Source organism: Salinicola halimionae (genome assembly GCF_003206065.1).
Classification (GTDB): domain Bacteria; phylum Pseudomonadota; class Gammaproteobacteria; order Pseudomonadales; family Halomonadaceae; genus Salinicola; species Salinicola halimionae.
Map to the genome: position 1 here is coordinate 261,795 of NZ_PZJQ01000004.1, position 23,905 is coordinate 285,699.

Below are 23,905 nucleotides of genomic sequence, written 5' to 3' on the forward strand. Positions count from 1 at the left end.
GGGTCGCTCTCCGGGCTCAGGCGTCTTCCAGCCGCGCCCGGCGTTCGGCGCGCTTCAGCATGCGCAGGCGTGAGCGGGCTTCGTCGCGTTCCAGATAACACCCTTGCAACCAACGACTACCGCCCTGGCTGACATCGAAGGCATCTCTGGCATGCAGCAGGCGCCGGTTGTCGAAGATCACCAGATCGCCGGGAGCGTAGGTGAAGCGCAGCGCGAACTCGGGCTCGCGGAGCAGGCTTTGAAGCGTCATCAGCGCCGCGTAGGCGGGTTCCACGTCGTCGAACGGTGCCATCAGCGGGCCGCGCAGAAAGTCGGCAATGCGGACTTCGTCATAGTGGCCCCGGGCATCGAGCTTGATCATCGGATCGAACCAGACGTAGTCGCTGGTCCTGGCGGTATTGGCGTAGCACCAGCGCACCCGGGTCAGCGTGACGAAGTGCTGCGGATGACGTTCGCGCAGCGCCTCGGCCACGGCGAATCCATCCATCATCACCGCTTCGCCGCCGACGGTATCGTTCTCCAGGCAGTGGAGTAACTGCAGGCCCGGCTGGTACTCCCGCGTCGGCAGATCGACGTGGGGTGGCAGGGCGAGCGAGGTGTAAGCGTTGGAATCCGGATCCGGTTTGGCGCGAACGTCGAACAGGTTGCCGAAATTGGTCGGTCGCGGTGGGCCGATTCGCCGGGCGATGGCATCCAGACTGCCCGGTTCGGTGGGCAGGTTGCGAAGCCTGACCAGCCCCTCGCCGATGACCGCTTCCAGTGCCTGTTTCAGCAGCGAGTCGACGCTCGTCGCGTCTTGATCTCTTTCCATCCAGCCGGTCGCGTCGAGCGTGGTTGGTTCCTCGCGGTCCGACCCCATCCATAGCGTGCGCGGCGTCAAAGGGGGGGCGTGCTCGACGAGGTTGGCGTAATCGTGGGCCCGCAGCCAGCCAGGGTGAAACGATAGCTGGCGCCGTTCAGGCAGGAACTCGATTGTGACACCGCCATTGGCCTCCAGCCGGGCCTCCTTGATGGTAGGCCACGCTTCCAGCCGGGAAAGATCGAGGATCCGCTCCCGTGTTGCCGGATTCACGGTGCTGTCGTCGGCGGCGTTTTCGCGCAGCCAGATGCTGTGATATCGGCTCTGTCGGCCGTCCTGCCAAGTAACGCTCAACGTTCGGGGATCATGATCGATCGTGGTGATGGCGACCTCGACCGGCCAGGCATCGAAATCCGGGGTGGCGGGCAAGGGCCGGGAATGAGACTGGGGCTGAGATCGAGAGTCTGGATCGGCTGACATGGAGGCTCCGAAGGCTCACTGATAGGGGTCGAACCAGCGTGGCTGATGAGCCGGTGGCGAGATTGACCTAAAACGCCATTTTTTTGAGGTTATTGGCCGCGATCAGCATCTGATGTCGGGAGCTCGGTGCGACGCCGCGAGGCGCTGGGCGCTTGTCGATAGTGCTGGCGATAGGCGCGAGAGAAGCTCGAAGCCGAGCTGAATCCGCAGGCCAGACCGATGCTCAGGATGTCGCGGTCGGTCTCTTCCAGGAGATGTCTGGCGCGGTCCAGACGGAGTTCTAGGTAGTAATCCCGGGGGCGCTTGCTCAGCTCGTCTACAAACAGACGCTGGAGCTGGCGCAGTGACAGACCGATCCGTTCGCTGAGTTCCGCCATCGACAGTGGCTGTTCGAGATGCTGTTCCATCAACGCGACGGCATCGACCAGGGGCCGACGATGCGTGCCCAGACGTTTCGCCAGCGGAAGTCTTTGATGGTCCTGACGCGGGCGCAGACGGGCGTGAATCAGCTGTTCGGAGATATCGTCGGCCAAGGCCTGGCCATGACGGCTGGCGATCATGCTCAACGTCATGTCCATGGCGGCGGCGCCGCCGGCACAGGTAAAACGACGGGCGTCGATCTCGAACAGCGATTCCACGGCATCGAGTCCGGGAAAGCGCTCACGAAAGGCGGGCAGGCTTTCCCAGTGGAGTGTCAGACGATGGCCATCGAGCAGCCCGACCTCCGCGAGTATCAGCGGGCCGGTATCGATGCCGCCCAGCAGGCATCCCTCGCTGGCGTGGCGATGCAGCCATTGCGAGAGTCGGCGGGAGTGATCGCGCTCGGGTTCGAAGCCGGCGCAGACGGCAAGCGTGGGCAGGGAGGGGGCGTCGGAGAGGCCGCAATCGACGAGCAGGGTCATGTCGTTGCTGGCGGTAACGGGCTGGCCGTCTTCGCTGATCAGCGTCCAGCGATAGAGTTCCTGGCCGGCCAGCCGATTGGCGATTCGCAGCGGCTCTACCGCCGAGAAGAACGCCATCATCGAAAAGCGGGGAATCAACAGAAACCCCACCGGCTCGGGTAGCGGGCCTGCGTAGTCTAAGCGCATAAATGGTCTAGTCGCATAAGTTATCTAGGCGCATAAGTTATCTAGGCGCATAAGTAATCCAATCCGTTTCTCCGGCGTTCTGAAAGACAGCAGTGATGTCGTTGAGTGGATTTGCCTTTCCGCGAGTTCATGGTGACAAAAAAGTCGGGACGAAACACCTCGGCCTAGAAATTTTGGGGCCGGCGCCGCAGGCGAAGCGTGCCAGGGTCGGAGTAGGGCGACGACCGTCTAACGGCGCAGAGGCCGGAAACTGGCTACGCTGCAAATATGGTCAATTCCACGAGTGATATTCGCAGATTTCCGCCGCGCCGCTGGCGGTGCGTTGGCTGGTTCGTGTGTCTTTTGGCAGGCTCAATTCTGGCGCTGACAGCACTGGCTCAGTCACCTGCTGCGAAGCAGGCTCTGGTGCTGACGCTGAACGATAGCATCAATCCGGCAACGCGGGATTACGTCGAGCGCGGCATCCAGCGGGCCGAATCGACCCGCGCCGAGCTGCTCGTCATCGAACTCGACACGCCTGGCGGGCAGGTCGAGTCGATGCGACTTCTGGCCCAGACGATACTCGCTGCCAAGGTGCCGGTGGTGACCTACGTCACACCCAGCGGGGCACGCGCGGCGAGTGCCGGCACCTACCTGCTCTATGCAAGCCCCGTCGCCGCGATGACGCCTGGCACGCATCTAGGTTCGGCAACGCCGGTCACGCTGGGTGGCGATGGCGACCGAAGCGCCAACCAGGAAGCGATGCGACGCAAGATGATCGAGGACGCCGTGGCCATGATACGAGGCTACGCCGAGCGTCACGGACGCAACGCCGACTGGGCCGAGCAGGCCGTGCGCGACGCGGCCAATCTCGACGCGCAGGATGCGCTCGATCAGAACGTCATCGATGTGGTGGCCACGGATCTCGATGACCTGATGACGCAGCTGGATGGAAGGCAGGTCGAGCTGGAAGACGGCGTCACCACGCTTTCGACCCAGGGCATCGAGCAGATGCGTGAGGCGCCGGATTGGCGTACGGCACTGCTTTCGCTGATCGCCAATCCTGTCGTTGCCTATGGCCTGATATTGATCGGCTTCTACGGGCTGGTATTCGAGCTCGCCAGCCCCGGCACCCTGGTGCCGGGTGTCGTTGGCGGTATCAGCCTGCTACTGGGACTGTTTGCCTTTCAGGTGCTGTCGGTCGATTTGGCGGGGCTGGGATTGGTGTTGTTGGGTCTGGCCATGATCGTCGGCGAGGCCTTTCTACCCAGCTTCGGTGCGCTCGGTGCCGGCGGCATCGTCGCCTTCGTGATCGGTTCGGTATTGCTGATGGACGAGGCCAATAGCGCAGTGGCCTGGCCGTTGATCGGTGGCACCGCGCTGATCGCCGCCGGTTTCCTGCTGTGGGCGGTGATGCGCCTGATAAAGGTGCGCCGTCGCGTCCCGTTGACCGGTCGCGAGGAGTTGATCGGCGCCGATGCCGTAGCGCTGGGCGATTTCTCCGCGGGCCGTGGCAAGGTGCTGCTCCATGGAGAGCGCTGGCGGGCGCGCGGCAAAGCCGGCATTCATAAAGGCGACAAGCTACGCGTGACGGCGTTGGAGGGTTTGACCGTCAGTGTCGAGCTCTCCAACGTGGAGCGTTCCTCGAGATCGATCTGAAACCGATGCCTGAAGGCCGTGACGACAATGGCCTGTTGAAAAGACAGTTTTTTGCGGAGATGGCCTGAAGAAACGGCAATCGGTTTTTCCATAGGGAGAAGACGAGATGATGTTCACCTATCTGGTACCTGTCGTACTGCTGGTTCTGCTGTTGCTGGCTTCGGTCCGAATTCTGCCGGAGTACCGCCGCGGCGTGGTGTTCTTTCTCGGTCGCTTCCAGGACGTCAAAGGGCCCGGGCTGTTCTTCCTGATACCGGTGGTTCAGAAAATGCAGGTGGTCGATCTGCGCGTGATTACCATGGACGTGCCGGAGCAGGACGTCATCTCCCAGGACAACGTCACCGTGCGGGTCAACGCGGTGCTCTATTTCCGCGTCGTCGATCCGCAGAAGGCGATCATCCAGGTCGAGAATTACGTCAACGCTACCAGCCAGCTGTCGCAGACCACGCTGCGTTCGGTGCTGGGCAAGCACGATCTCGACGAGATGCTCTCCGAGCGGGACAAGCTCAACGACGACATTCAGGAGATCATCGATACCCAGACCGAGGCTTGGGGCATCAAGGTAGCCAATGTCGAGATCAAGCACGTCGATCTCGACGAGAGCATGATCCGCGCGATCGCGCGTCAGGCCGAAGCGGAGCGCGAACGCCGAGCCAAGGTGATCCATGCCGAAGGTGAGCAGCAAGCGGCCGAGAAGCTGGTCGAGGCGGCCGATATCATGTCGCGGAACCCGGCGGCGCTGCAGCTGCGCTATCTACAGACCATGAGCGACATGAGTAACAAGAACGCCTCGACGATCGTCTTTCCATTACCGATGGACATCATGGAGGCGTTCAAGACGATGAAAGGTTTCGTCGATGCGCGCGCGCCGAAGGACGCCGAGTGACCCCTGAAGCAGACGGAACGAACGTGGCTGAGCACTTCCCGTCGAGGCACGAGCGTGTATCCTTGAGACCTCCCGCAGCCGACTGAATCCGGAGTCACGCTTGGCCACGTCCCATCCTCCTTCCGCACTCGCCATCTTCGACCTCGACGACACCCTGCTCGACGGAGACTGTACCCATCTTTGGCTCGAGTGGATCATCGACTGCGGTTGGGTCGAGGACGGCGAGGCGCTGTTGACACAGATGCGCGAGCACGACAGGCAATACCACGCCGGCACGCTGAACATGACCGATCATCTGCGGTTCTCGCTGGCACCGCTCGTGGGTCGCTCGCGCCAGAGCGTTCGCGAGCAGGTCGAGGCGTTCGTCGAAGCCTCGGTCCGCCCGCGACTGATGCAGGCCGGGGTAGAACGTCTGCAGCAGCATAGTCGGGATGGCCATGCCACCCTGGTGATCTCGGCCTCGATGCATCACCTGGTCGAGCCTATCGCCCATGCCGTCGGTGCGGACGGGGCGCTGGCCACGTTGCCCGAGTTCGATGCCAGCGACCGTTTCACCGGCGAACCCACCGGCATTCAGACCTACCAGCGTGGCAAGCTCGACGCTTTCGAGACGTGGCTTTCCAACCACGACACCGGCTTTGCCGAAGGCTGGGAAACCTGGGGCTACAGCGACTCCTTCAATGACCTGCCGCTGCTCGAATTCGTCGATCATCCGCACGCCACCCAACCCGATGCTCGCCTGCGCGAAACCGCCGAGGCGCGTGGGTGGCCGGTTCTGCAGTGGCGCTAGCCAATTGGCGGCAGTCTTGAGCGCCTGCTAATCACCCTGATTGAAATAACTCATGGCGGGACACCGTTGCGTGTTTGGTAACTGGGGTATATTTTGTCAACCAAGGTTTAACTTGATAACCAGGGCATCATTGCCCGGTGTGTTGGCAATTTCCTGAGGCCATTGTGTCGAATTCTCTGACCGAATCTCGCGACGAAAGCTCGTTGGCGCCGACGCAGGCGCGCCGGCGCTCGAAGCTATCCCGCTTCCTGCCGTTCTTCGGCCCGGCAATGATCGCGGCAGTGGCGTATATCGATCCGGGTAACTTCGCCACCAATATCGAAGCGGGCTCGCGCTACGGCTATGTCCTGCTGTGGGTCGTGCTGTGGGCCAACCTGATGGCGATGCTGATCCAGACGCTGTCGGTGCGCCTCGGCCTGGCGACGGGAAGGAACCTGGCGGAGATGATCCGTGAACGCTATCCGCGACCGCTGGTCTGGTTCTACTGGGTCCAGGCCGAGCTGGTGGCGATCGCCACCGACCTGGCCGAATTCCTCGGCGCTGCCCTGGCGTTCAATTTGCTGTTCGGGATGACGATGCTCGAGGGGGCGTTGCTGACGGGTGCGATCACCTATGCCGCACTCTACATGCAGCGTTTCGGCTTTCGCCTGCTCGAGATCATCATCGGCAGCATGCTGCTGGCGGTGGCCGCCGGTTTCATCATCCAGATCGTCATGGGTCGACCCGAGGCAGCGCCGGCGCTGGAAGGGTTGCTCGTGCCCGGGTTTCCGGATGGCTACGCTGTGTTTCTGGCCGCCGGAATTCTGGGCGCGACGGTGATGCCCCACGTCATCTATCTACATTCGTCGCTGTCGCAACGTCGAGTGGCGACCCATACTGACGAACAGCGCCGTCGTGCCATGCGCTACTATCGCTGGGATGTGATCATCGGCATGGGTATCGCCGGCATCATCAACCTGTCAATGCTGGCATTGGCGGCCTCGGTCTTCTTCGATAACGGTCGCACCGGCGTCGCCACGATCGAGCAGAGCTACCAATTGCTGGCGCCTTTGATGGATCGCGATCTGGCGAGCACGTTGTTCGGTTTCACGTTGCTGATGGCCGGGTTGTCCTCGTCGATCGTCGGGACCATGGCAGGGCAGGTGGTGATGCAGGGGTTCGTCGGCTTTACCATTCCGCTGTGGCTGCGTCGTCTGTTGACGATGTTGCCGGCCATCGTCGTCATCATGCTGGGCTTCCCCGAGCAGCAGGTTCTCGTGGCCAGTCAGGTGGTCCTGAGCTTCGGTATTCCCTTCGCATTGATTCCGCTGATCCACTTCACTGCCCAGCATCGCCTGATGGGCAATTTGACCAGTCGCCGCTGGGTGACCGGCCTAGGGTGCCTCATTGCGGCGATCATCATCTTGTTGAATGGTTATGTGTTGGCCTTCGAGTTGCTGTAGGCTCTCAGGAGCGCGTGGGTGAACGCTGGAAAGACTCCCACCGCCGATCATTCTGCCTGTCGATGAGAACACCATGCCAGTAACGCCACGTCCCCGTTATGCCCGCTTCGAGCGGACGCGTCTCGACCATCAGCAGGAGCTGGTGGAAGATTACGTCGAGGAGATCGCGCAGCTGCATCGCGATCACGGCGAGGCGCGTGCCAGCGATCTGGCCGAGCGTTTCGGGGTCAGTGCGGCGGCGGTATCCAAGGTGATCGCGCGGTTGAAGCGTGACGGCCTGGCTGAGGCTCGACCGTACCGCGGTGTTTTCCTGACCGAAAAGGGGGCCAAGCTGGCCGCGAAGGTCGAAGCGCGCCACCAGTTGGTGTTGTCGACGCTATTGGCGCTTGGCGTGCCGGCCCACGTGGCCGAAGCCGACTCCGAAGGGATCGAGCATCACTGCAGTGATGCCACGGTCGAAGCCATGCAGCGATTTCTGGAAGCACACAACCGCTGATACGGCAGCGTTTGTCGTCAGTTTGCCACGGCATTGGCCTGCCGATACCGGAATCCCGTCTGGGAACCTTTCGACGTTGGTGGTAGAATTTCGCTCGCTAAAATCCTCGATCATTCAGTGACGCGCTCGACAAGGTCGATTTCATGCAAGACCGATTCGGTTACACCATCGCCGGTATGACTCCACCCTAGCGTAATGCCCCCCGGCGTGCCTTTCGCGCGCGCTCCGCTGTCTCCGATGCCGCGGTATCGGCGAGACGGCATGCTCTTGTTCGTCCGATTCCATTCAAAATTCTTGCCGCGACTGCGTGGCCGTTCATCGACTGCACTCTGTATTGGCGCTCCGCTGCCCCTCGGCGCGGTAACAGGTGGCCACTTCGCTGCTCGATCGAGCGGATTGGCAAAGTCTCTGACGGATTATCGCGGCCCATGACAGGGAACTGCCCATGTTAGAAATGATAAAAAAACACTGGTTATCCAACGTCCGTGCCGACGTGTTGGCCGGCGCCGTCGTTGCGATGGCGTTGATTCCGGAGGCGATCGCGTTCTCGATCATTGCCGGCGTCGATCCCAAGATCGGTCTCTATGCCTCGTTTTCGATCGCGGTGGTCATTGCCTTCACCGGCGGCCGGCCGGGAATGATCTCTGCAGCGACCGGCGCCACGGCACTGCTAATGGTGACGTTGGTGCGCGATCACGGCCTCGAATACCTGCTGGCGGCGACGCTGTTGACCGGGGTGATTCAGATCGTGTTCGGTTATCTACGCCTGGGCGAGTTGATGCGCTTCGTGTCGCGTTCGGTGGTGACCGGGTTCGTCAACGCGCTGGCCATTCTGATCTTCATGGCCCAACTGCCGGAACTGACCAACGTGACCTGGCATGTTTACGCGATGACGGCTGCCGGGCTCGGCATCATCTATCTGTTCCCGTACCTGCCGGTCATCGGCAAGACATTGCCGTCACCACTGGTGTGCATCGTGGTGCTGACCATCGTCTACATGGTCAGCGGCATGGATATCCGCACCGTGGGCGACATGGGTGAGCTGCCGGACTCGCTGCCGGTGTTTCTGTGGCCGGACGTGCCGCTCAATCTCGACACGCTGATGATCATTCTGCCTTACTCGCTGGGTATCGCTATCGTCGGCCTGCTGGAGTCGATGATGACGGCGACGATCGTCGACGAACTGACCGACACCTCGAGTGACAAGAATCGTGAGTGCAAGGGACAGGGCGTCGCCAATATCTTCTCCGGCCTGCTCGGCGGCATGGCCGGCTGCGCGATGATCGGCCAGTCGGTGATCAACGTGAAATCCGGTGGTCGCACGCGTCTCTCCACCCTGATTGCCGGGGCCTTCCTGCTGATTCTCGTGGTCTTCCTCGGCGACTGGGTATCGCAGATTCCGATGGCTGCGCTGGTCGCGGTGATGATCATGGTCTCCATCGGTACCTTCAGTTGGGAGTCTGTCGTCAACCTGCGTCACCATCCGATGTCGACCAACATCGTCATGCTCGCTACCGTGATCGTCGTCGTCACGACCCACAATCTGGCGATCGGCGTGCTGGTCGGCGTGCTGCTGGCGTCGCTGTTCTTCGCCAACAAGGTGGGGCAGATCCTCTACATCGGGAGTCGCATGGACGATGATGGCAAGACACGCAACTATGACGTCGTGGGTCAGGTGTTCTTTGCCTCATCGACCCGTTTCAACGCCGGCTTCGATTTCAAGGAAGCGGTCGAGCGTGTGACGATCGATGTGTCCCGTGCTCACTTCTGGGACATTACCGCCGTCGAGGCCCTGGACAACGTGGTGGTGAAGTTCCGTCGCGAGGGCACCGACGTCGAAGTGGTGGGCATGAATGAGGCCAGTGCCACCCTGGTCGATCGTTTCGGGGTGCATGATAAGCCGGACGCGGTAGAAAAACTCATGGGCCACTGAACCAACGCCTGCGCGGACGAATCGTTGTGTTGCGCGGTGCGCGGAACCCTCACATATACCCCATATGCTCGGATTCCTGTGCGCCTTGCGCCTTACGCTTCATTCCGCTCGCCTGTTGGTTATCAGCTGCAAGTTAGGACGAGGCCGTTATTCATCGGCATTGGTTTACAACGAGAGTTCTAGGAGAAACCCATGAGTGGACGTCAGGTTCTGGCCTGCATTGACGACTCGCACCACGCTTTCGCAGTCTGTGCGGCGGCGGCGTGGGCCGCCGAACGGATCGGCGCGCCGATCGAGCTGATGCACGTCCTGAGCAAGGCGCCGTGTCTGGGCGCCACCGACGCCAGCGGGCAGATCGGTCTCGGGAGTCGCGAACATCTGCGCGAACAGCTGACCGAACTCGACGAGCAGCGGGCCAAGCTCGCGCAGCAGCACGGCCGTGAATTGCTGGAAGCAGCGCGAGTCCAGGCCGAGCGCCTGGTTCCGAGTGCCGCGGTCTCTACCGCGTTACGTCACGGGGATCTGATTGAATCGCTGGTCGAGCGCGAGCCCCAGACCCGTCTGGTCGTGCTGGGCAAGCGCGGCGAATCGGCGGATGAAGCCCTCGAGCATCTGGGCAGCAATCTCGAACGGGTCGTGCGCACGCTGCATACGCCGATTCTGGTGACGCCACCTGAATTTCGACCGCCGTCACGACTGCTGCTGGCCTTCGACGGCGGCCAGACGACCCGCAAGGGCGTGGAGATGATCGCCGAAAGCCCGTTGCTCAACGGCCTGGTATGCCACGTGGTCATGATCGGCGCCGGCACCGATGATCAGCGAGCGCAGCTACAGTGGGCGCTGGATCGGCTCCGTCAGGGGCAGGTCGACGCGCAGGGCACGATTCTCGCCGGTGACGTCGACGAAGTGCTCGCCGACTACGCCGATCGTCAGCAGATCGATTTGATGATCATGGGGGCCTACGGTCACTCGCGGATTCGTCACCTGCTGGTCGGCAGCACCACGACAGCCATGCTGCGGCACGCGCGAACGGCGACGCTGATACTGCGCTGAGCAAGACCTCGTGCAACGCTTAAACCGCACAGGGCGATACACTGTGCTGACCGAGCGCCACGGCTTCACAACGTCGCCGTGGCTGAATAGACCATCGATCGCCGACCGGCGGTCATGCAGGAGTCTCGAATGACCATTCGACGCCACGATCCACAAACTCGCATGAGCCGCGCCGTGATTCACAACGGCGTTGCCTATCTCTGCGGCCAGGTAACGGGGCCGGAAGCCCGCGAAGGCGATATCACTGCCCAGACGCTCAGTATGCTTACCCGGGTCGAGTCGCTGCTGGAAGAGATCGGTTCCGACCGCGAGCATTTGCTCTCGGCCACGATCTATCTGGCGGACGGAGAGGACTTTGCTGCCATGAACGCCGTTTGGGACGCCTGGGTTCCAGACGGTCATGCGCCAGCGCGAACCTGTATCACCGCGCCGATGCCGGCCAGAGAGCTCAAGGTCGAGATCACGCTGACCGCTGCGATCAAGTAGCGCGCCGAGTGATCAGGGTGTCGACCCGCGACACGCCGTTCAGGCGTCGTCGCGGGATGACGGCGCCGGTCGATGTTGTAGAAACCGTGACAGCCGCTCCGCCTGGCTTTCGCCAACCTGACACAGCTGCCAGGCGATCTCGGCATACTGCATGAGCGTCGGGAGCATCAACTGCAGACGGTGAGCGTCGTTTTCGTGACGTTTTGCCTCGGCGTCGAGCCACTCGAAGAGCTGCGCCAGACGGGAGTAATTGACATCCCCGCGGCCGCTGTTTCCCCGCATGGCGTCGACCGCCAGGCAGCGCATGACGCTACGCTTGTTGGGGTCGAGGCTCTCCTTGTCCAACAACGCTTCGGCATGCTGGACGAACTGGCCCATCAGTTGCGACAGTTCGGCGGCCTCCAGCTGGCGGCGTACCGCGTCCTGACTTTCGATCAGTGCCTGCTGTTGGCGCATGAGTCCTCGGACCAGAATCACCAGTTGCACGCAGAGCCAACCCGCCAGGACCAGAGTCAGCAGATACATGCCCAGCGGCGCCAGCGCGCTGGCCGGTAGTGGCCAGCTAAGTTCGCTGGCCAGCACGCCACCGACGGCCAGCGCCAGTAGCACGATGATGATCAGGGCGATGGAAATGCCGGATTTCATGCTGATGTCCAATCAGGGGAGGCGTTGTCGCCATGACGCTTTATCGGCGCTGGATCGCTATTCTTGAGCATCCGCTAAAGTATGCTTCAACCGCGCTGGCTCAGATCATGCCGCCGTTCACTGCGATCACCTGACGCGTGATATAGGCGGCGTCCTTCGAACACAGAAAGCTCACGGTGCCGGCGATCTCTTCGGCAGTGCCGGTGCGTTGCATGGGGATCAGCTTACGAATCTCGTCACGCGGAAGCTCGTCGGTCATGCGCGTCTCGATCCAGCCTGGCGCGACGCAGTTGACCGTGATCTTGCGTTTGGCCAGTTCGACGGCCAGCGCCTTGGTCGCACCGATGATCCCGGCCTTGGCCGCGCTGTAATTGACCTGACCGCGATTCCCGATCATTCCGGACATCGACGAGAGCGTGACGATCCGGCCAGGCCGACGGCGCTGGATCATCGGCATGACCAGCGGATGCAGGACGTTGTAAAACCCGTCCAGGTTGGTCCGTAGAACGCTATCCCAATCCTCTCCCCCCAACGCCGGAAAGGGCTTGTCCGCGGTGATGCCGGCATTGCAGACCACGCCGTAATAGCAACCGTGCTCGGCGATATCCGCCTCCAATACCGTCTTGACCGTCTCTCGTGCGGTAACGTCGAAATGGACGATGCGTGCCTGACGTCCTTCGGCTTCCACGGCGGCTTTAACCAAGTCGATGTCTTCACCGGGTTGCCGGCAATGCAGCACCAGATCGTAACCGTCACGCGCCAGCCGTTTGGCGATTGCTTCACCGATGCCGCGATTGGCACCGGTGACAAGGAGTGTCTCGCAATGTCGTTCTTCCATGGAGCCTCGAGCGCAGAACTGCAAAGGGGGAAATCAAAGCCGTCAGACGCCGTCCAGTGTCGGCATCGAGGCGGGGCGATAGAGCGTCAGGCTGCCCTGGGCCAATGGCGCATCGTCATGTTCCGCCGGGTACAGCTTGCCGTTGATCTGGGTGACGCCGTTGTCGGCGACGAATTCGATGGTCACGGCGATCCGGATTCGCTGATCGAAGGCGAACGCCGGGATTCGGGCCTGGTAGCGTCTGGCCCCGAGCAGCAGCCCGGGAGCCGGGGTTTTGCCCGATGCGGCGGCATGGAAGCCGGCCCAGGCGGCGACGGTCTGGGCCAGCCACTCGACGCCGACCCAGGCCGGAATGCCATCGGCTTCGGCAAACAGATCGTCGCGCCGGATCAGCGTTTCGGCAACGCCGCCCTCGTCATCGGCCTCGATGAGGCGTGTCAGCAGGCACATGCCGCGGGCATGAGGTATCAGCGGTGCGATGGGGCAGGGCAGGGAAACCGGGTCGAATGCAGTCAAGGGGATTCCATTGTCGTTCTCGCGTTTCTCTTCTCGGAGCAAGCCGGCGCTTCAGTCGACCCGGGTCAGCAGCAGACTGGCGTTGTTGCCGCCGAACGCAAAGCTGTTGCTCAGCGCATGGCGTGGCCGGTGCGCCGGCGCCATGTTGGCTGTCACCAGTGGCAAGGCGGGAATGTCCGGGTCGTATTCACCGTCGAAGACGTGTCTCGGCCACAGCCCCCGTTCGAGCGCCAGCCAGCAGAATGCGGCCTCCAACGCGCCGGCGGCACCCAGCGTGTGGCCGGTCAGGGCCTTGGTCGAACTACAGGCGGGTGGCGTGGAAAACAGCGTCGCCACGGCGGCGGCTTCCATGCTGTCGTTGAGCCGCGTGCCGGTGCCGTGAAGGTTGAGATAATCGATCTCCGACGGATCGCGTCCGGCCATGTCCAGCGCCTGGCGCATGGCGTCTGCGGCACCGCTGCCATCCGGGCGCGGCGCCGAGATATGGTGGGCATCGACGCTTTCGCCGACGCCAGACAGCTGAATGCCGCCGGCCTCCGGCGTGACCACGAACAGCGCTGCCGCTTCGCCGAGATTGATCCCGTCGCGGTGATGGGAGAAAGGCAGACAAGGCTCGTCGCTGACGGCTTCCAGGCTCAGAAAGCCGTTGACGGTCAGGCGACACAGGCTGTCCGCACCACCGGCGATCACCGCATCGCACTGGCCACTCTTGAGCAGGCGTCTGGCGCTTGCCAACGCTCTGGCACTCGAACTGCAGGCGGTCGACAGCGCGTAGCAGGGGCCGGTGATCCCCAGGTGCTCGGCGATGAAGCGCGCCGGCGCGCCCAATTCCTGGCGGGCGTAGGCGAAGTCCTCGGGTAGCGGCGACTCTCGGCCGCTGGCGGCGAGTGCCCGTTCGGTTTCACCGATTCCTGATGTGCTGGTGCCGATGACCACGCCGATCCGGTCTCTCGCCACCGTCGCCAGCAGGCGCTCGACCTGGTCGTCGAGGCGTGCCAGCGCCAATGCCAGCAGCCGGTTGTTGCGACTGCGGTGATCTTTCGGCCACTGGCTGTCGTCGGGCAGTTCGCCGCCGACGCTACCCAGCGGTAAAGGACGACCCGGCGTGAAGGCATCGCCGATCGTCAGACCACGCTTCCCCGTGAACAGGGCGCGACCGATCGTCTCCAGGTCGTCGCCCAGCGAGCAGACGACGCCGGGCCGGGACAGACGGCAATCGAAGGCGGCACTCATGGCTTGGCGTTCTCCTGTTTATCGTTCGCTGGCTCGTCGCTCTTCGGCTCGTTGTTCTCCGACTCGCCGCTGCCTTGCATGGGCGCGATCGTCAGTTGATAACCTCCCTGGCGATCATCCAGGGTGAGTGTGGTGGGGTGTTCGCGGTCGGGTACCGGGGTTATCCGCGCGGTCAGCTCGCCGCGATAGGTGATGGTGCGACCTGTCTTGCTGTCTGCGACCTGCCAGGCGCTCCCCTCGAATGACCGGCGCAAGGCACCCAGTGGCCACAGGCTCCACTCCAGACGCGATGCCAGCCACTGCGGTGGAATCGGCAGCGGAGACTCTCCCGGAGCGTCGCCGGCCTCGAATCGCGCGCCCTCGGTATCGCGAACCAGCGTCGTCAGACGCTGGCCGTAGGGCGTGACCAGCACGGCACGAAGCTGCTCGGGAGTGATCCGAATGAACGCGATCAGCGTGCTGGCTTCCCCGTCATCCGGCTGAAACGTCAGTTGGCTCTTCAACGTGTCGGCCGTGGCTGCGGCGGCCAGCGGAGGCGTTGGCGATACCGGCGGCGTCAGGCTGCAGGCGCTCAGTGCCAGCATCAGTACCAGGATCAGTACCGGGCCCAGACACGGCATCCCTGGCGGTCGCACGACGCGATTCATGGCCGGGTCTCCGTGGACTTATCGATACCGGTCTGTTCCGTCGCGGCAGAGGCCCGCATCTCGCAGATGGCTGCCAAGGTGTCGATATGGCGGCGTGAGGCACTGGCATAGGGGTTGCTTCGGTCCCAGGCGTAGCCTGCCAGAATGGCACTGATGCGCGCCTTGATGTCGATCGGCGCATCGGCGTGAAAGATGATCGTCTGCAGGCGACCGTCGTACCAGGCATCGACGAAGGCGCGGAACGTCTCGATACCCTCGCGCAGGGGGCTTTCGAACTCGCTTTGCCAGTCGACTCTCTCGCCGGCTAGCTGACGATCGACCAGCGGCGCCGCCAGGCTGGCCGAACGCAGGGCGATGGTCACGCCTGACGAGAACACCGGGTCCAGAAATTCACCAGCGTTGCCCAGCAGTGCGTAGCCGGGACCATGCAGGCGCGTCACGTCGGCGGAATAGCCGCGGAGTTCGGCGATGGGCCGGGTGGTGGTGGCGCCTTCGAGCAGCTGGCGGAAACGCGGTTCGGCGTCGACCAGCGCCCGCCAACGCGATTCGGGGGTCTCGCCGTGAGCGTTGATGCGGTCCGTCTCGCCGACCACGCCCACCGAGGCGCGCTGATCGCGAAACGGAATCAGCCAGTACCAGATGCCGGCGTCGTCGGGATGGACGCCAATCAGGATCTTGTCGCGGTCATGGCAGGGTTCGGTGGGGAAGCCTTCGACGTGAGTGAACAGCGCCGTGCGCGGATCCTGTCGCGCATCACGTTCGAGGCTCTCGAGTCGGGCCAGCACGCGGCCGTAACCGCTGGCGTCGAGCACGAAACGCGCCGTCAAGGTGCGAGAATGGCCGACCTCATCGGTGACGTCTATCTGGGGATGGCGATCGTCGGCGTGGAAGGCGGTGACGGTGACGCCGAATTCGACGCTCGCTCCCTGGGCGCGGGCCCCCTCGATCAGACGCTGATCGAAGTCGGCGCGCTCGACCTGGAAAGTGGTGCCCCAGCCCGGCGTGGATTTATCGCGGAAATCGATCGCCGTTTCCTCTCCGGCGCGGGTGAATGCGGCGCCGTTCTTGGGCTGATAGCCCGCCGCCATCACGGCTTCCAGCAGCCCGGCTTCCTCGAGATGGCCCATGCACTGCGGCAGCAGGCTTTCGCCGATGGAGAAGCGCGGAAAGTGACTGCGCTCGACCACCAGCACGCGCCGGCCTCGGGCGGCCAGAATCGCCGCGGCCGTGGCGCCGGCCGGACCGGCGCCGATGACGATGACGTCGTGGTCGGCTTCAGCCATGCTCGCTCTCCCGTGAGAACTGGCGAGGTGAACTGTGCGTCGGATACGCGTCGGCAGGCCGCACCCAGGGAACCAGCGCCCAGACGCTGGCCAGCCCGATCAGGCACGTCAACCCCAGGTAATGCAGTGCCGGCGTGGCGCTGAAAGCGAGCATTCCGAATGCCAGCAGGCTGGTCAGCGTCGACAGCGTGATTGCCAACCAGGCGGAGGGCCGTCTGGCGTGCTCCACGTTGAAGATACCGGCATCGAGCCCGATTCCCAACACCAGTAGCAGACCCAATTGGTTGAAGATGTTGAGCGGAACGCCGGTCACGGCGAACGCCGTCAACACGATCAGCGTGGCGCCGAACGGCGGTACAATGACGCGCCAGGCGCGGCGCCGGTATCTCGCCACCAGTGCCAGTGTCATCAGCACCATGGCGAGCGCCACCCACATTGCCGTATGCCGCCGCAGTTCGCCGAGCAGTTCGCCGATTCGGCTGACCCGGTCCACGTATTCGATGCTGGCTTTCGGCGTCGTGAGGGATTCGCCTAGCGCTTGCAGGGCTTTATCGACCCGAGCGTCGCGAGCTCCGGAAATCACCACCGTTGCGGCCACGCCGCCATTGGCTGTCTCGCCCAGCCACAGCCGCTGCTGGAGCGAGCCCAGCGGCGTCTCGAGCCACTCGGCCAGAGTCAGCGGCGTCGACTGTTCCAGTCGCGCTCTGGCCTTGGCGGCAACCTCGGCCGACAGTCCGGCACGCTGAATGAGCTCGTCAAGCGGAGTGCCGTAGAGCTTGCGCACCCGCGCCAGATTGGCCTGCTGTTCGACGGCCGTCGGCACCGAGCCGGCCAGCGATTGATAGTCGATCTTCAGTCCTTCGCCGATGGCCTGATCCAGAGCGCCATCCAGCGTATCGAGGCGGGCCAGCAGCGCCTGGGTATCTTCGGCCTGGACCAGGAAATAGCGGCTGCCGGTGTCGCGATCGAGCAGTTGCTGGACGCGGGCCTCATTCTTCATCAGTGCTGCCGGCGAGGGGTTGAGTAGTTCCAGACTGTCATCGCTGGTCAAGCGCAGGGCGCAGACGATCACCAGAACGACAGCGCCGACCAGGGCAAGCCACGGTGACAGTCTCCAGCGGGGCTGACACAGCCGCCACCAGCCCGTCGCCAGACGTGCGGTGAAGGGGCTGGCGTGAAGCGTGAAGCGCGGCAGCCACAGCACCACGGTGAGCCAGGCGCCGATCAGCCCGAAGGCGGCGAAAGCGGCCATCTGGCGTAACCCCGGCATCGGCGTCAGCGCCTGGGCCACGTAGGCGATGACGCTCGAGATCAGGCCCAGGGTGAGACTTGGCAACAGCCGGCGCAGCCTGAAACCTCGGCCCTCGATGGCGCGATCGCACTGCAGGTGCAGCACGTAGTCGATGGCGATACCGATCAGGCTGGCGCCGAAGGCCAGGGTCAGCAGATGCAGGCGGCCGAAGATGCCCAGGGTCAGGGTCAGCGCGAACAGCGACCCTGCCAGTAGAGGAACCATCAGCTGCAGCAGAACCCGGGGCGAGCGAAACACGAACCCGATGATCAACAGCACGCCGAGCAGAGAGGCGGCACCGATCGTGGACATCTCGTGCTTGGCCTGGCGGGCGCCGGCCGCAGCATGGAATACCAGGCCGGATCGTAGCAGCTCGGCATCGGGATGCTGCTGCTGAAACTGCTCGAGCGTCGTGTGCAGGGCACTCTGCATCGGCAGATCATAGGGCGAGCCGTCGAGCTCGCCGATCAGCACGCTCCATTTCTGGTTGCCGGGCTGATGGCTCCGGTCCAGCGTCAACAGACCGTCGGCGGCGCCGACCGGGCTCTGAGGCAGCCGCGAGAGCCAGGCATCCAGCAGGCCGAAAGGGTCGGCGACGGGATTCGGGCGCGCCGTCGGCGAGAACAGCTGGCGCAACGCCGGGTCGACCAGCGTGCTGCCACCGTCGGTGTCGATGGCCTGCTGCCATTGAGGCGTCAGCAGGCGATAGCGCCATGGTCCCATCCATTCGTGCGGATCGGCATCGGCCAGATCCAGCTCGCGCCAGTCGATACCGGCGAGCTGGCCGTCATCGACCAGCTGCTGCAGCGATCGTCCCAACGCTTGGGTCGTCGCGACGCGATCGTCGTCGCCGAGAAGCAGCAGGAAGCGATTCTCGAAGCCGCGGCCCAGTTCGCGGTCCGCCTTCTCGATCAAAGGCGCCTGGCGATCCGCGGGGAGCAGGGCGGTCAGGTCGGTATCCGCGGGCAACCCCTGACGCAGCATCCAGCCCAGCCATACTGCGCAGAAGGCCAGTGCGACGAGCCAGAGCCAGCCAAGTCGGCGATAACTCAAGGTCTTGATGAATCGATCACACTTCATGATTCGCTCGGGCTTCATGAACCGTTCAGCGGGTGTTGGTCGAACAGGCGGACTTCGAGTCGATCGCCATCGGGCGTGCGCATGTCGAGATTGTCGATGGTGCGGTCGCCACGCAGGGTGATCTCGGCAATACGTTCACGCAGCGCGGCCTCCTTCGGCGTCAGCGCGACCTGCCAGGCGTCCCGGTCGCCGGAAAGTTCAAGCGTGAAGCGTGATTCCAGCGCCTGCCAGTTGCCCTCGAGCAGTTGCAGGAACAGCTGGGCGACCTGCTCGCCGCCGGGTGGCGCGGCCTCGCCGCTGCCGTCGGTGATCGCCTGCGGGGTCAGTTCGATGCGCTCCTCGACCGGCGTTTCGAGCTGCCAGACGACGCGCTTGCCACGCTCGAAGATGAACGTGCCCTGGCTTTTCAGCGAGCTATCCAGATCCGCCAGTTCGCGCTGCTGTTCGAAACGGCCGGCCACTGACGGCGTGGCGGCTAGCTGGCGTTGCAGATCATCCAGATCGAAGGCTTGGGCGCTAACGGGTATCGACGCTAATGGCACCCATAGCAGCAGACTGATCAGTAATTGGCGCAACAGCATGGTCGGGTCCTTGTGATGTCTCATGGCTCGCGTGGCCGGGTCTGGTTCCCGAGCCGGGCCGGGTCTTCCAGAAACAAGCTCTGTCAAAACGGACCGGCCGGAGTCAGGGGGTCTTACGTTCGTCATCGTTGTCGGCATCCGCGTGAGCGTCGGCGCAGTCCAGCCAGAAGGGGAAGAAGTTGAACCACTGCAGCGGCGTCTTCTCGCACTGACGAGTGAGCCAGTCGACGTAGCGCTGCATGGCGCTATCGATCCAGGCTGCCCGATCCCGCCGACTCAATTCGCTGGTATCGTCGAAGTGATCGAAATCGATGCGGTAACTGGTCTCTTCGCGAAAACAGCCGATGGTGTAGACCGGGCAGCGCAGTAGACCGGCCAGCCAGAACGGCCCCTCCGGGAAACGTGCGGGATGGCCCAGAAACGGCAGGGTACGGGCGCGGCCGCTGTCACTGATCGGCACGCGGTCGGCGGCGATGACCACGAAGCCGCCTTCGGCAATTCGCTGGCCCAGCTTCATCGCGGTCGAGGGCGTAATCTCGCTGACTTCGATGATTTCCGGCGGGTTTTCTCGGTGAGTCGAGCGGGCAAGAACCTCGTCGAATTGGCTCGCGTTGCGGGTATGCATCAAAAGCGTCGCGCGGAAGTCGTCCTGCATGTCGCTCATGGCGGTACAGATTTCCATGTTGCCGACATGGGAGACGAACATGATGCCGCCGCGGCCGCTCTTGACTGCCCGACGAAATCGTTCGCGGGTGTCGCCTTCGAAGCTGAGCGCGGGCGGAATGCCGCTCCAGGCGTCGATCTTGTCCATCAGGCTCTGCCCGAAGCTGCGAAAGTGGCGCAGGCTGAGCCAGGCCAGATGCTGGGGCGCCTCGCCGTGAAGGTGACGCCAAAGTCGGGTCAGGTAGGTATGGGAGGCGCGTCGATGCAAGCCGTGAGCAATGTAGTAGTAGACGATAACCAGCGCCAGCATGATCTGAAACGGCAATCGACCCAGCTTGCGCCGGATCCAGACCATTGTGCGGACGCCGCCGGCAGTGCCGGTTTCACGAATTCGCGACCAGTGGTTGGGGTTGCTGCTGATCGGAGTCATGAAAGCGTTTCCTGGCGGCGGCTCAATAGGTTGGGAAGGCGTCTGAGCATGCCGAGCAACAGACGTGAATGCATGCCGGCGAGTAGCACGTTGTCTCGCCACAGCTTGAAATGGGAGACGCCATCGATCGGATAGCGAACCCGCACGGGTAGATTGCCGACACGCCCGCCCTGCCAGACCCAGCGCACCGGCAGTTCGCTGTCGAACTCCATGCGATTGCCACAAGGGTGTTCGGCGACCAGTCGATTGACCGCCGCGACCGGATAGAGCTTGACCCCGCACATGGTATCGCGAAGCTCGAACGACAGCGTTGCCAGCCATACCAGGGAATGCGTGATGTAGCGAGAGTAGAAACGGTGCTTGGGAACGCTGGCATCGAAGCGTGGATAGCCGATCCGCAGGGTCTCGTCATCGGCGCGTAAGCCCTCGACGAAGGGCGGAAGGTCGGCGGCTTCGTGCTGGCCGTCCGCATCCACCTGAAGCACATGGCTCAGCCCGCGTTCGGCGGCCCGCGCCAGGCCCGCGCGCACGGCGGCGCCCTTGCCCCGATTGACCGGCAACCTGACCAGCTCCACGCTGTCCGCTTCGGCAAGCGTGTCCAGCACCCCGGCGCAGTTCGCGTCGCTGCCGTCGTCGATGAGGATGATCGGCAGATTCAGCGCGCGTAGTCCTGCCAGCGTCTGACCTATCGCCTCGGCGTGGTTATAGACGGGAATCAGGACGGCGACACTGGCGCTGTTTTCATTCGACATCGACTATCTCTCCCCCTTCTTGCCGGATGACCAGGGCGACGCGGCCGCTGACATGCTTGCCACGTCGACTATCGCAGTCGATGCGCAGGCTCTCCCCTGCTTCTCCATGGTCAGAGGCATCCTTGCGGTGAAGAAGCGTCAGCTCGAAGCGATCGCCGGGCAGCAGTGGCTGGGGAAAACGCAGGCGTTCGAGGCCGGCAAAATCGGCTTTCAGCGCGAACAGTCGGCGCGCCTGCTGCATTGCCCAGTGCACTAGCGTGATGCCGGGTAGTACCGGATGGTCGTCGAAGTGGCCGTCGAAATAGACACAGCGCTCCGGCACTTCCAGCATCACGTGCCAGCCATCCTCATCGGCGAACTCTCCGAGCCAGCGCGGCGCTCGGCGGTCGTCCAGATCCTGAAACAGGCGTTGGCGAATGTCTGCGCTCAACTTGCCCTGGGCATTGGTAGGCCAGCGGCTCACGAAGCGCCAGTAGCGGGGCAGGACGGGCATCTCGAAGCGCGCGGCCAATGCCCGGCGCAATTGCTTCACCGTTTCGCGATGCTGAGAGTGATCGTGAGGCAACGCCTCCGGATCCAGCTGGATGACTGCGGCCAGGCGCAGGTCTCGTCGCTGCAGCGTTAACGTCTGCGCGCGCTCGACACCGGGTAGCTCGGCCAGCGCGCGATCCATGGCGGTCAGCGAGACCCGCTTACCGCCGATCTTGACGATGCGGTCGGCCCGGCCCAGCAACTCGAATCCCTCATCCATCAGCATGATCAGGTCGGCCTGGCGCTGCCATTGATCCGGCGACTCCAGATGGCGTGATCGCAACCAGAGACGACTGTCTGCATCCTGATCGACCTCGACGTCAGGAAAGGGCGTCCAGGTCGAACCGCGCTGCTGCACTCGCCAGCCGATACCGCCGGTTTCGGAGCTGCCATAGACTTCGTGCACCGGCGTTTCCAGACACGCATAGACTTGATCGCTGGCGTCTCGCGACAGCGGGGCGCCCGAACTGTAGATCGTGTCGAGCGCGGCGCTCACCGGTGCCCAGCCCGGCGTTTCCGGCAGGCGTGACAGCGCCGGTGGGGCGCTGACGAGGATCATCCGCAACCCCTCGTTCTGACAGCTCTGTAGCCAGGTACGCAAGGTTTCCGGGTAGCGACAGGGTTGTGCCGCAAATGGGCTGCTTTCACAGAGTGGGCGCAAGATAGAGAACAGTAACCCGTAGATATGCTGGTGACTGACCTGGCTGACGATCAGGTTGGCCTCCAGCGGCCATAACGACGCTTGCGTTGCCAGTTCGGCATCCAGTTGATCGAAACGTTTGTCCAGTCGCTGTGGTTCGCCGCTGGAGCCGGAGGTGTAGAGCGAGACGGCGATCCCGGGCAACGGGCGTGAAGACCACTGGGGCGGTTGGCTGACCAACGGTCGTGATGATTCGTGCTCGCTCTCGGAAGTCGGTGCGGTCTGGCCCAAGGCAACACCCATGTTGCTCAAACTTCGCAATGTCTCCGGCTGGTTATCCGCGGGCAGAATGACGTGATCGCCGCGTTCCCAGATGGCGATCAGCGCTGCGCTGAACTCGACCGGGTCCGGTTCGTAAAGTCGCCAGCGACCACTCAAGTTGGGTGTGTCGATCAGATATCGTTGCCACGCGCCAATGCGGCCATGCCACTCGCTGACGGTCAACCAGCGAGCTGGGACGTCGCCTTCCGGCGGTATCCAGGCGACGGGGGCCGCCAAGGCGCGGTCACGCCAGGGGCGATTGCTCAAGCCACGAAACGTCATGAGGCACCTTTCTTTTGACGGGCTTCGCGCTGACGGGCTTCGTCCTGAGGGCCATCATCTAGAGGGCCGCCAACCAGAGGTCCGTTAACCAGAGGGCCATCGTCCAGGCGGCTATCGCTCAGGCCGGCTTCATCGACAGGAGCGGGGGCCCGACGCTTGACGCGCTGACGAATACACCACTCACCCAAGAACATGATCAGCATCAGACCGTAGACGATACCGCCGTTGTACCAGGCCCAGGTTTCGAGATCGGCATAAATTGCGGTAATCAGCGCAATACTGCCGTTGATAACAAAGAAAATACACCAGGCCTGGGTGACTCGTCGGGTGTAGCGGACGGCGTGCGGGGGCAGGTCCGGCTCCTGTCGACGGGCGTAACGCTCGATCAACGTGGGCGGATGGCGCAGGCCGTGAGAAAAGAGCAGCAGCAGACCAAGATTGACGACCACCGGCCACAGGCGCAGGCCGAGCTCCGCACTGCCGGTTGCCATCAGCAGTACGAGCAATGGCAGCAGGAGCCAGCCCCAGCGGCGTTGAGACGGCGGCAGTCGCCACCAGGCAACGGCGGCCAGGCCGATCAGCAGCGGCCAGGCGCCGTAATGCGGCAGGAGGAAGTGGACCACCAGCGGCCAGAGCAGGCCGATGATGCCCAGCGCCAGCAATAGCAGACGTTTGGGGCCGTTGAGAGGGGCTGTCGGAATCACGATGGTGCTGCCAGGTTCATTTCTGGCGACGCGATTCGACCAGTGCCGCCAAGCTTTTCAGATTGGCGAAATGCTGGCGCGAGGACTCCGCTTCGGATTCCAGCGTGATGCCATAGCGTTTCTGCAGCGCCAACCCCAGCTCCAGTGCGTCGATGGAGTCGAGCCCCAACCCTTCGACGAACAGCGGCTCTTCGGGATCGATATCATCCGGAGTGACATCCTCCAGTTCCAGAGTCTCGATGATCATTTCTTTGAGTTCGTGTTCCAGCGCTGTCGTCGCCATCGGTCTTGATCGTCCCTATTGCTCATTCATTATCAATTGCTGACGCCTGGTTTCAGGACCAGGCGCGGTGCCGGTATCAGCCGGCAGGGGCGGA

Annotated in this window: 23 protein-coding genes; 8 read left to right on the plus strand and 15 right to left on the minus strand. The window is 63.2% G+C overall.

Annotation, left to right across the window (positions count from 1 at the left end):
• Nucleotides 1–16 precede the first annotated feature (16 nt).
• Nucleotides 17–1,279: a TauD/TfdA family dioxygenase gene (locus DOM27_RS07165; protein ID WP_110655367.1), complete on the minus strand. Its 1,263-nt coding sequence runs from the start codon at nt 1,277–1,279 to the stop codon at nt 17–19.
• 89 nt (nt 1,280–1,368) lie between these two features.
• On the minus strand, nt 1,369–2,367 hold the full coding sequence (locus DOM27_RS07170) for a GlxA family transcriptional regulator (protein WP_110655368.1): 999 nt from the start codon (nt 2,365–2,367) through the stop codon (nt 1,369–1,371).
• Between the two features lie 333 nt (nt 2,368–2,700).
• On the opposite strand from DOM27_RS07170, the gene DOM27_RS07175 reads away from it, so the two are divergent.
• The 8 genes from DOM27_RS07175 to DOM27_RS07210 all read left to right on the plus strand — a co-directional run bounded on the left by DOM27_RS07175 (nt 2,701) and on the right by DOM27_RS07210 (nt 11,091).
• Nucleotides 2,701–4,005, plus strand: a complete 1,305-nt coding sequence (locus tag DOM27_RS07175) for an NfeD family protein (protein ID WP_342588605.1) — start codon at nt 2,701–2,703, stop codon at nt 4,003–4,005.
• A 106-nt stretch (nt 4,006–4,111) separates the two neighbouring features.
• A complete protein-coding gene (locus DOM27_RS07180) occupies nt 4,112–4,891 on the plus strand; it encodes a slipin family protein (RefSeq protein ID WP_110655370.1) in 780 nt (259 codons plus the stop codon).
• 100 nt (nt 4,892–4,991) lie between these two features.
• Nucleotides 4,992–5,681 (plus strand): HAD family hydrolase, encoded by a 690-nt coding sequence (locus DOM27_RS07185; protein ID WP_157956730.1) that lies wholly within the window; start codon nt 4,992–4,994, stop codon nt 5,679–5,681.
• Nucleotides 5,682–5,845: 164 nt separating this feature from the next.
• Nucleotides 5,846–7,123 (plus strand): Nramp family divalent metal transporter, encoded by a 1,278-nt coding sequence (locus tag DOM27_RS07190; protein ID WP_245392626.1) that lies wholly within the window; start codon nt 5,846–5,848, stop codon nt 7,121–7,123.
• Nucleotides 7,124–7,196: 73 nt separating this feature from the next.
• Nucleotides 7,197–7,619, plus strand: a complete 423-nt coding sequence (gene mntR / locus DOM27_RS07195) for a manganese-binding transcriptional regulator MntR (protein WP_110655372.1) — start codon at nt 7,197–7,199, stop codon at nt 7,617–7,619.
• A 445-nt stretch (nt 7,620–8,064) separates the two neighbouring features.
• On the plus strand, nt 8,065–9,552 hold the full coding sequence (locus DOM27_RS07200) for a SulP family inorganic anion transporter (RefSeq protein WP_110655373.1): 1,488 nt from the start codon (nt 8,065–8,067) through the stop codon (nt 9,550–9,552).
• A gap of 192 nt (nt 9,553–9,744) precedes the next feature.
• On the plus strand, nt 9,745–10,605 hold the full coding sequence (locus DOM27_RS07205) for a universal stress protein (protein WP_110655374.1): 861 nt from the start codon (nt 9,745–9,747) through the stop codon (nt 10,603–10,605).
• Nucleotides 10,606–10,734: 129 nt separating this feature from the next.
• A complete protein-coding gene (locus DOM27_RS07210) occupies nt 10,735–11,091 on the plus strand; it encodes a RidA family protein (protein ID WP_110655375.1) in 357 nt (118 codons plus the stop codon).
• A gap of 39 nt (nt 11,092–11,130) precedes the next feature.
• On the opposite strand, the gene DOM27_RS07215 is transcribed toward DOM27_RS07210, so the two are convergent.
• The 13 genes from DOM27_RS07215 to DOM27_RS07275 form a co-directional block, all read right to left on the minus strand.
• Nucleotides 11,131–11,736: a hypothetical protein gene (locus tag DOM27_RS07215; protein ID WP_110655376.1), complete on the minus strand. Its 606-nt coding sequence runs from the start codon at nt 11,734–11,736 to the stop codon at nt 11,131–11,133.
• A 100-nt stretch (nt 11,737–11,836) separates the two neighbouring features.
• A complete protein-coding gene (fabG, locus tag DOM27_RS07220) occupies nt 11,837–12,574 on the minus strand; it encodes a 3-oxoacyl-ACP reductase FabG (protein WP_110655377.1) in 738 nt (245 codons plus the stop codon).
• Between the two features lie 42 nt (nt 12,575–12,616).
• Nucleotides 12,617–13,090: a hotdog family protein gene (locus DOM27_RS07225; protein ID WP_110655378.1), complete on the minus strand. Its 474-nt coding sequence runs from the start codon at nt 13,088–13,090 to the stop codon at nt 12,617–12,619.
• Between the two features lie 51 nt (nt 13,091–13,141).
• A complete protein-coding gene (locus DOM27_RS07230; RefSeq protein WP_110655379.1) occupies nt 13,142–14,323 on the minus strand; it encodes a beta-ketoacyl-ACP synthase in 1,182 nt (393 codons plus the stop codon).
• The gene (locus DOM27_RS07235) at nt 14,320–14,970 is read right to left on the minus strand and encodes a DUF3261 domain-containing protein (RefSeq protein ID WP_245392627.1); all 651 of its coding nucleotides are present in this window, start codon (nt 14,968–14,970) and stop codon (nt 14,320–14,322) included. Before DOM27_RS07235 ends, DOM27_RS07230 begins: the two co-directional genes overlap by 4 nt.
• Nucleotides 14,967–16,253, minus strand: coding sequence for an NAD(P)/FAD-dependent oxidoreductase (locus tag DOM27_RS07240; protein WP_110655380.1), 1,287 nt, complete (start codon nt 16,251–16,253; stop codon nt 14,967–14,969). The genes DOM27_RS07235 and DOM27_RS07240 overlap by 4 nt, the downstream gene beginning before the upstream one ends.
• Entirely contained in the window at nt 16,246–18,624 is a 2,379-nt protein-coding gene (locus DOM27_RS07245; protein ID WP_188113693.1) for an MMPL family transporter, read from the minus strand. The genes DOM27_RS07240 and DOM27_RS07245 overlap by 8 nt, the downstream gene beginning before the upstream one ends.
• Before the next feature lie 14 nt (nt 18,625–18,638).
• Entirely contained in the window at nt 18,639–19,205 is a 567-nt protein-coding gene (locus tag DOM27_RS07250) for an outer membrane lipoprotein carrier protein LolA (protein ID WP_157956731.1), read from the minus strand.
• A gap of 103 nt (nt 19,206–19,308) precedes the next feature.
• On the minus strand, nt 19,309–20,298 hold the full coding sequence (locus tag DOM27_RS07255; RefSeq protein ID WP_110655382.1) for a lysophospholipid acyltransferase family protein: 990 nt from the start codon (nt 20,296–20,298) through the stop codon (nt 19,309–19,311).
• Nucleotides 20,295–21,050, minus strand: a complete 756-nt coding sequence (locus tag DOM27_RS07260) for a glycosyltransferase family 2 protein (RefSeq protein WP_110655383.1) — start codon at nt 21,048–21,050, stop codon at nt 20,295–20,297. Before DOM27_RS07260 ends, DOM27_RS07255 begins: the two co-directional genes overlap by 4 nt.
• Nucleotides 21,040–22,824 carry an ApeI family dehydratase gene (locus DOM27_RS07265; protein ID WP_110655384.1) on the minus strand — a complete coding sequence of 595 codons (1,785 nt, stop codon included), beginning with the start codon at nt 22,822–22,824 and terminating at the stop codon, nt 21,040–21,042. Before DOM27_RS07265 ends, DOM27_RS07260 begins: the two co-directional genes overlap by 11 nt.
• Nucleotides 22,821–23,528, minus strand: coding sequence for a COG4648 family protein (locus DOM27_RS07270; protein WP_188113694.1), 708 nt, complete (start codon nt 23,526–23,528; stop codon nt 22,821–22,823). Before DOM27_RS07270 ends, DOM27_RS07265 begins: the two co-directional genes overlap by 4 nt.
• A gap of 16 nt (nt 23,529–23,544) precedes the next feature.
• Complete coding sequence (locus DOM27_RS07275; protein ID WP_110655385.1) at nt 23,545–23,811, minus strand: phosphopantetheine-binding protein; 267 nt, start codon at nt 23,809–23,811, stop codon at nt 23,545–23,547.
• Between the last annotated feature and the right edge of the window lie 94 nt (nt 23,812–23,905).

Excerpts from the sequence above, each read along its gene's own strand:
- DOM27_RS07165 (WP_110655367.1), bottom strand. The coding sequence starts at position 1,279 with ATGTCAGCCGATCCAGACTCTCGATCTCAGCCCCAGTCTCATTCCCGG.
- DOM27_RS07170 (WP_110655368.1), bottom strand. The coding sequence starts at position 2,367 with ATGCGCTTAGACTACGCAGGCCCGCTACCCGAGCCGGTGGGGTTTCTG.
- DOM27_RS07180 (WP_110655370.1), top strand. The coding sequence starts at position 4,112 with ATGATGTTCACCTATCTGGTACCTGTCGTACTGCTGGTTCTGCTGTTG.
- mntR (WP_110655372.1), top strand. The coding sequence starts at position 7,197 with ATGCCAGTAACGCCACGTCCCCGTTATGCCCGCTTCGAGCGGACGCGT.
- DOM27_RS07200 (WP_110655373.1), top strand. The coding sequence starts at position 8,065 with ATGTTAGAAATGATAAAAAAACACTGGTTATCCAACGTCCGTGCCGAC.
- DOM27_RS07205 (WP_110655374.1), top strand. The coding sequence starts at position 9,745 with ATGAGTGGACGTCAGGTTCTGGCCTGCATTGACGACTCGCACCACGCT.
- DOM27_RS07210 (WP_110655375.1), top strand. The coding sequence starts at position 10,735 with ATGACCATTCGACGCCACGATCCACAAACTCGCATGAGCCGCGCCGTG.
- DOM27_RS07215 (WP_110655376.1), bottom strand. The coding sequence starts at position 11,736 with ATGAAATCCGGCATTTCCATCGCCCTGATCATCATCGTGCTACTGGCG.
- fabG (WP_110655377.1), bottom strand. The coding sequence starts at position 12,574 with ATGGAAGAACGACATTGCGAGACACTCCTTGTCACCGGTGCCAATCGC.
- DOM27_RS07230 (WP_110655379.1), bottom strand. The coding sequence starts at position 14,323 with ATGAGTGCCGCCTTCGATTGCCGTCTGTCCCGGCCCGGCGTCGTCTGC.
- DOM27_RS07235 (WP_245392627.1), bottom strand. The coding sequence starts at position 14,970 with ATGAATCGCGTCGTGCGACCGCCAGGGATGCCGTGTCTGGGCCCGGTA.
- DOM27_RS07240 (WP_110655380.1), bottom strand. The coding sequence starts at position 16,253 with ATGGCTGAAGCCGACCACGACGTCATCGTCATCGGCGCCGGTCCGGCC.
- DOM27_RS07245 (WP_188113693.1), bottom strand. The coding sequence starts at position 18,624 with ATGAAGTGTGATCGATTCATCAAGACCTTGAGTTATCGCCGACTTGGC.
- DOM27_RS07250 (WP_157956731.1), bottom strand. The coding sequence starts at position 19,205 with ATGCTGTTGCGCCAATTACTGATCAGTCTGCTGCTATGGGTGCCATTA.
- DOM27_RS07255 (WP_110655382.1), bottom strand. The coding sequence starts at position 20,298 with ATGACTCCGATCAGCAGCAACCCCAACCACTGGTCGCGAATTCGTGAA.
- DOM27_RS07260 (WP_110655383.1), bottom strand. The coding sequence starts at position 21,050 with ATGTCGAATGAAAACAGCGCCAGTGTCGCCGTCCTGATTCCCGTCTAT.
- DOM27_RS07265 (WP_110655384.1), bottom strand. The coding sequence starts at position 22,824 with ATGACGTTTCGTGGCTTGAGCAATCGCCCCTGGCGTGACCGCGCCTTG.
- DOM27_RS07275 (WP_110655385.1), bottom strand. The coding sequence starts at position 23,811 with ATGGCGACGACAGCGCTGGAACACGAACTCAAAGAAATGATCATCGAG.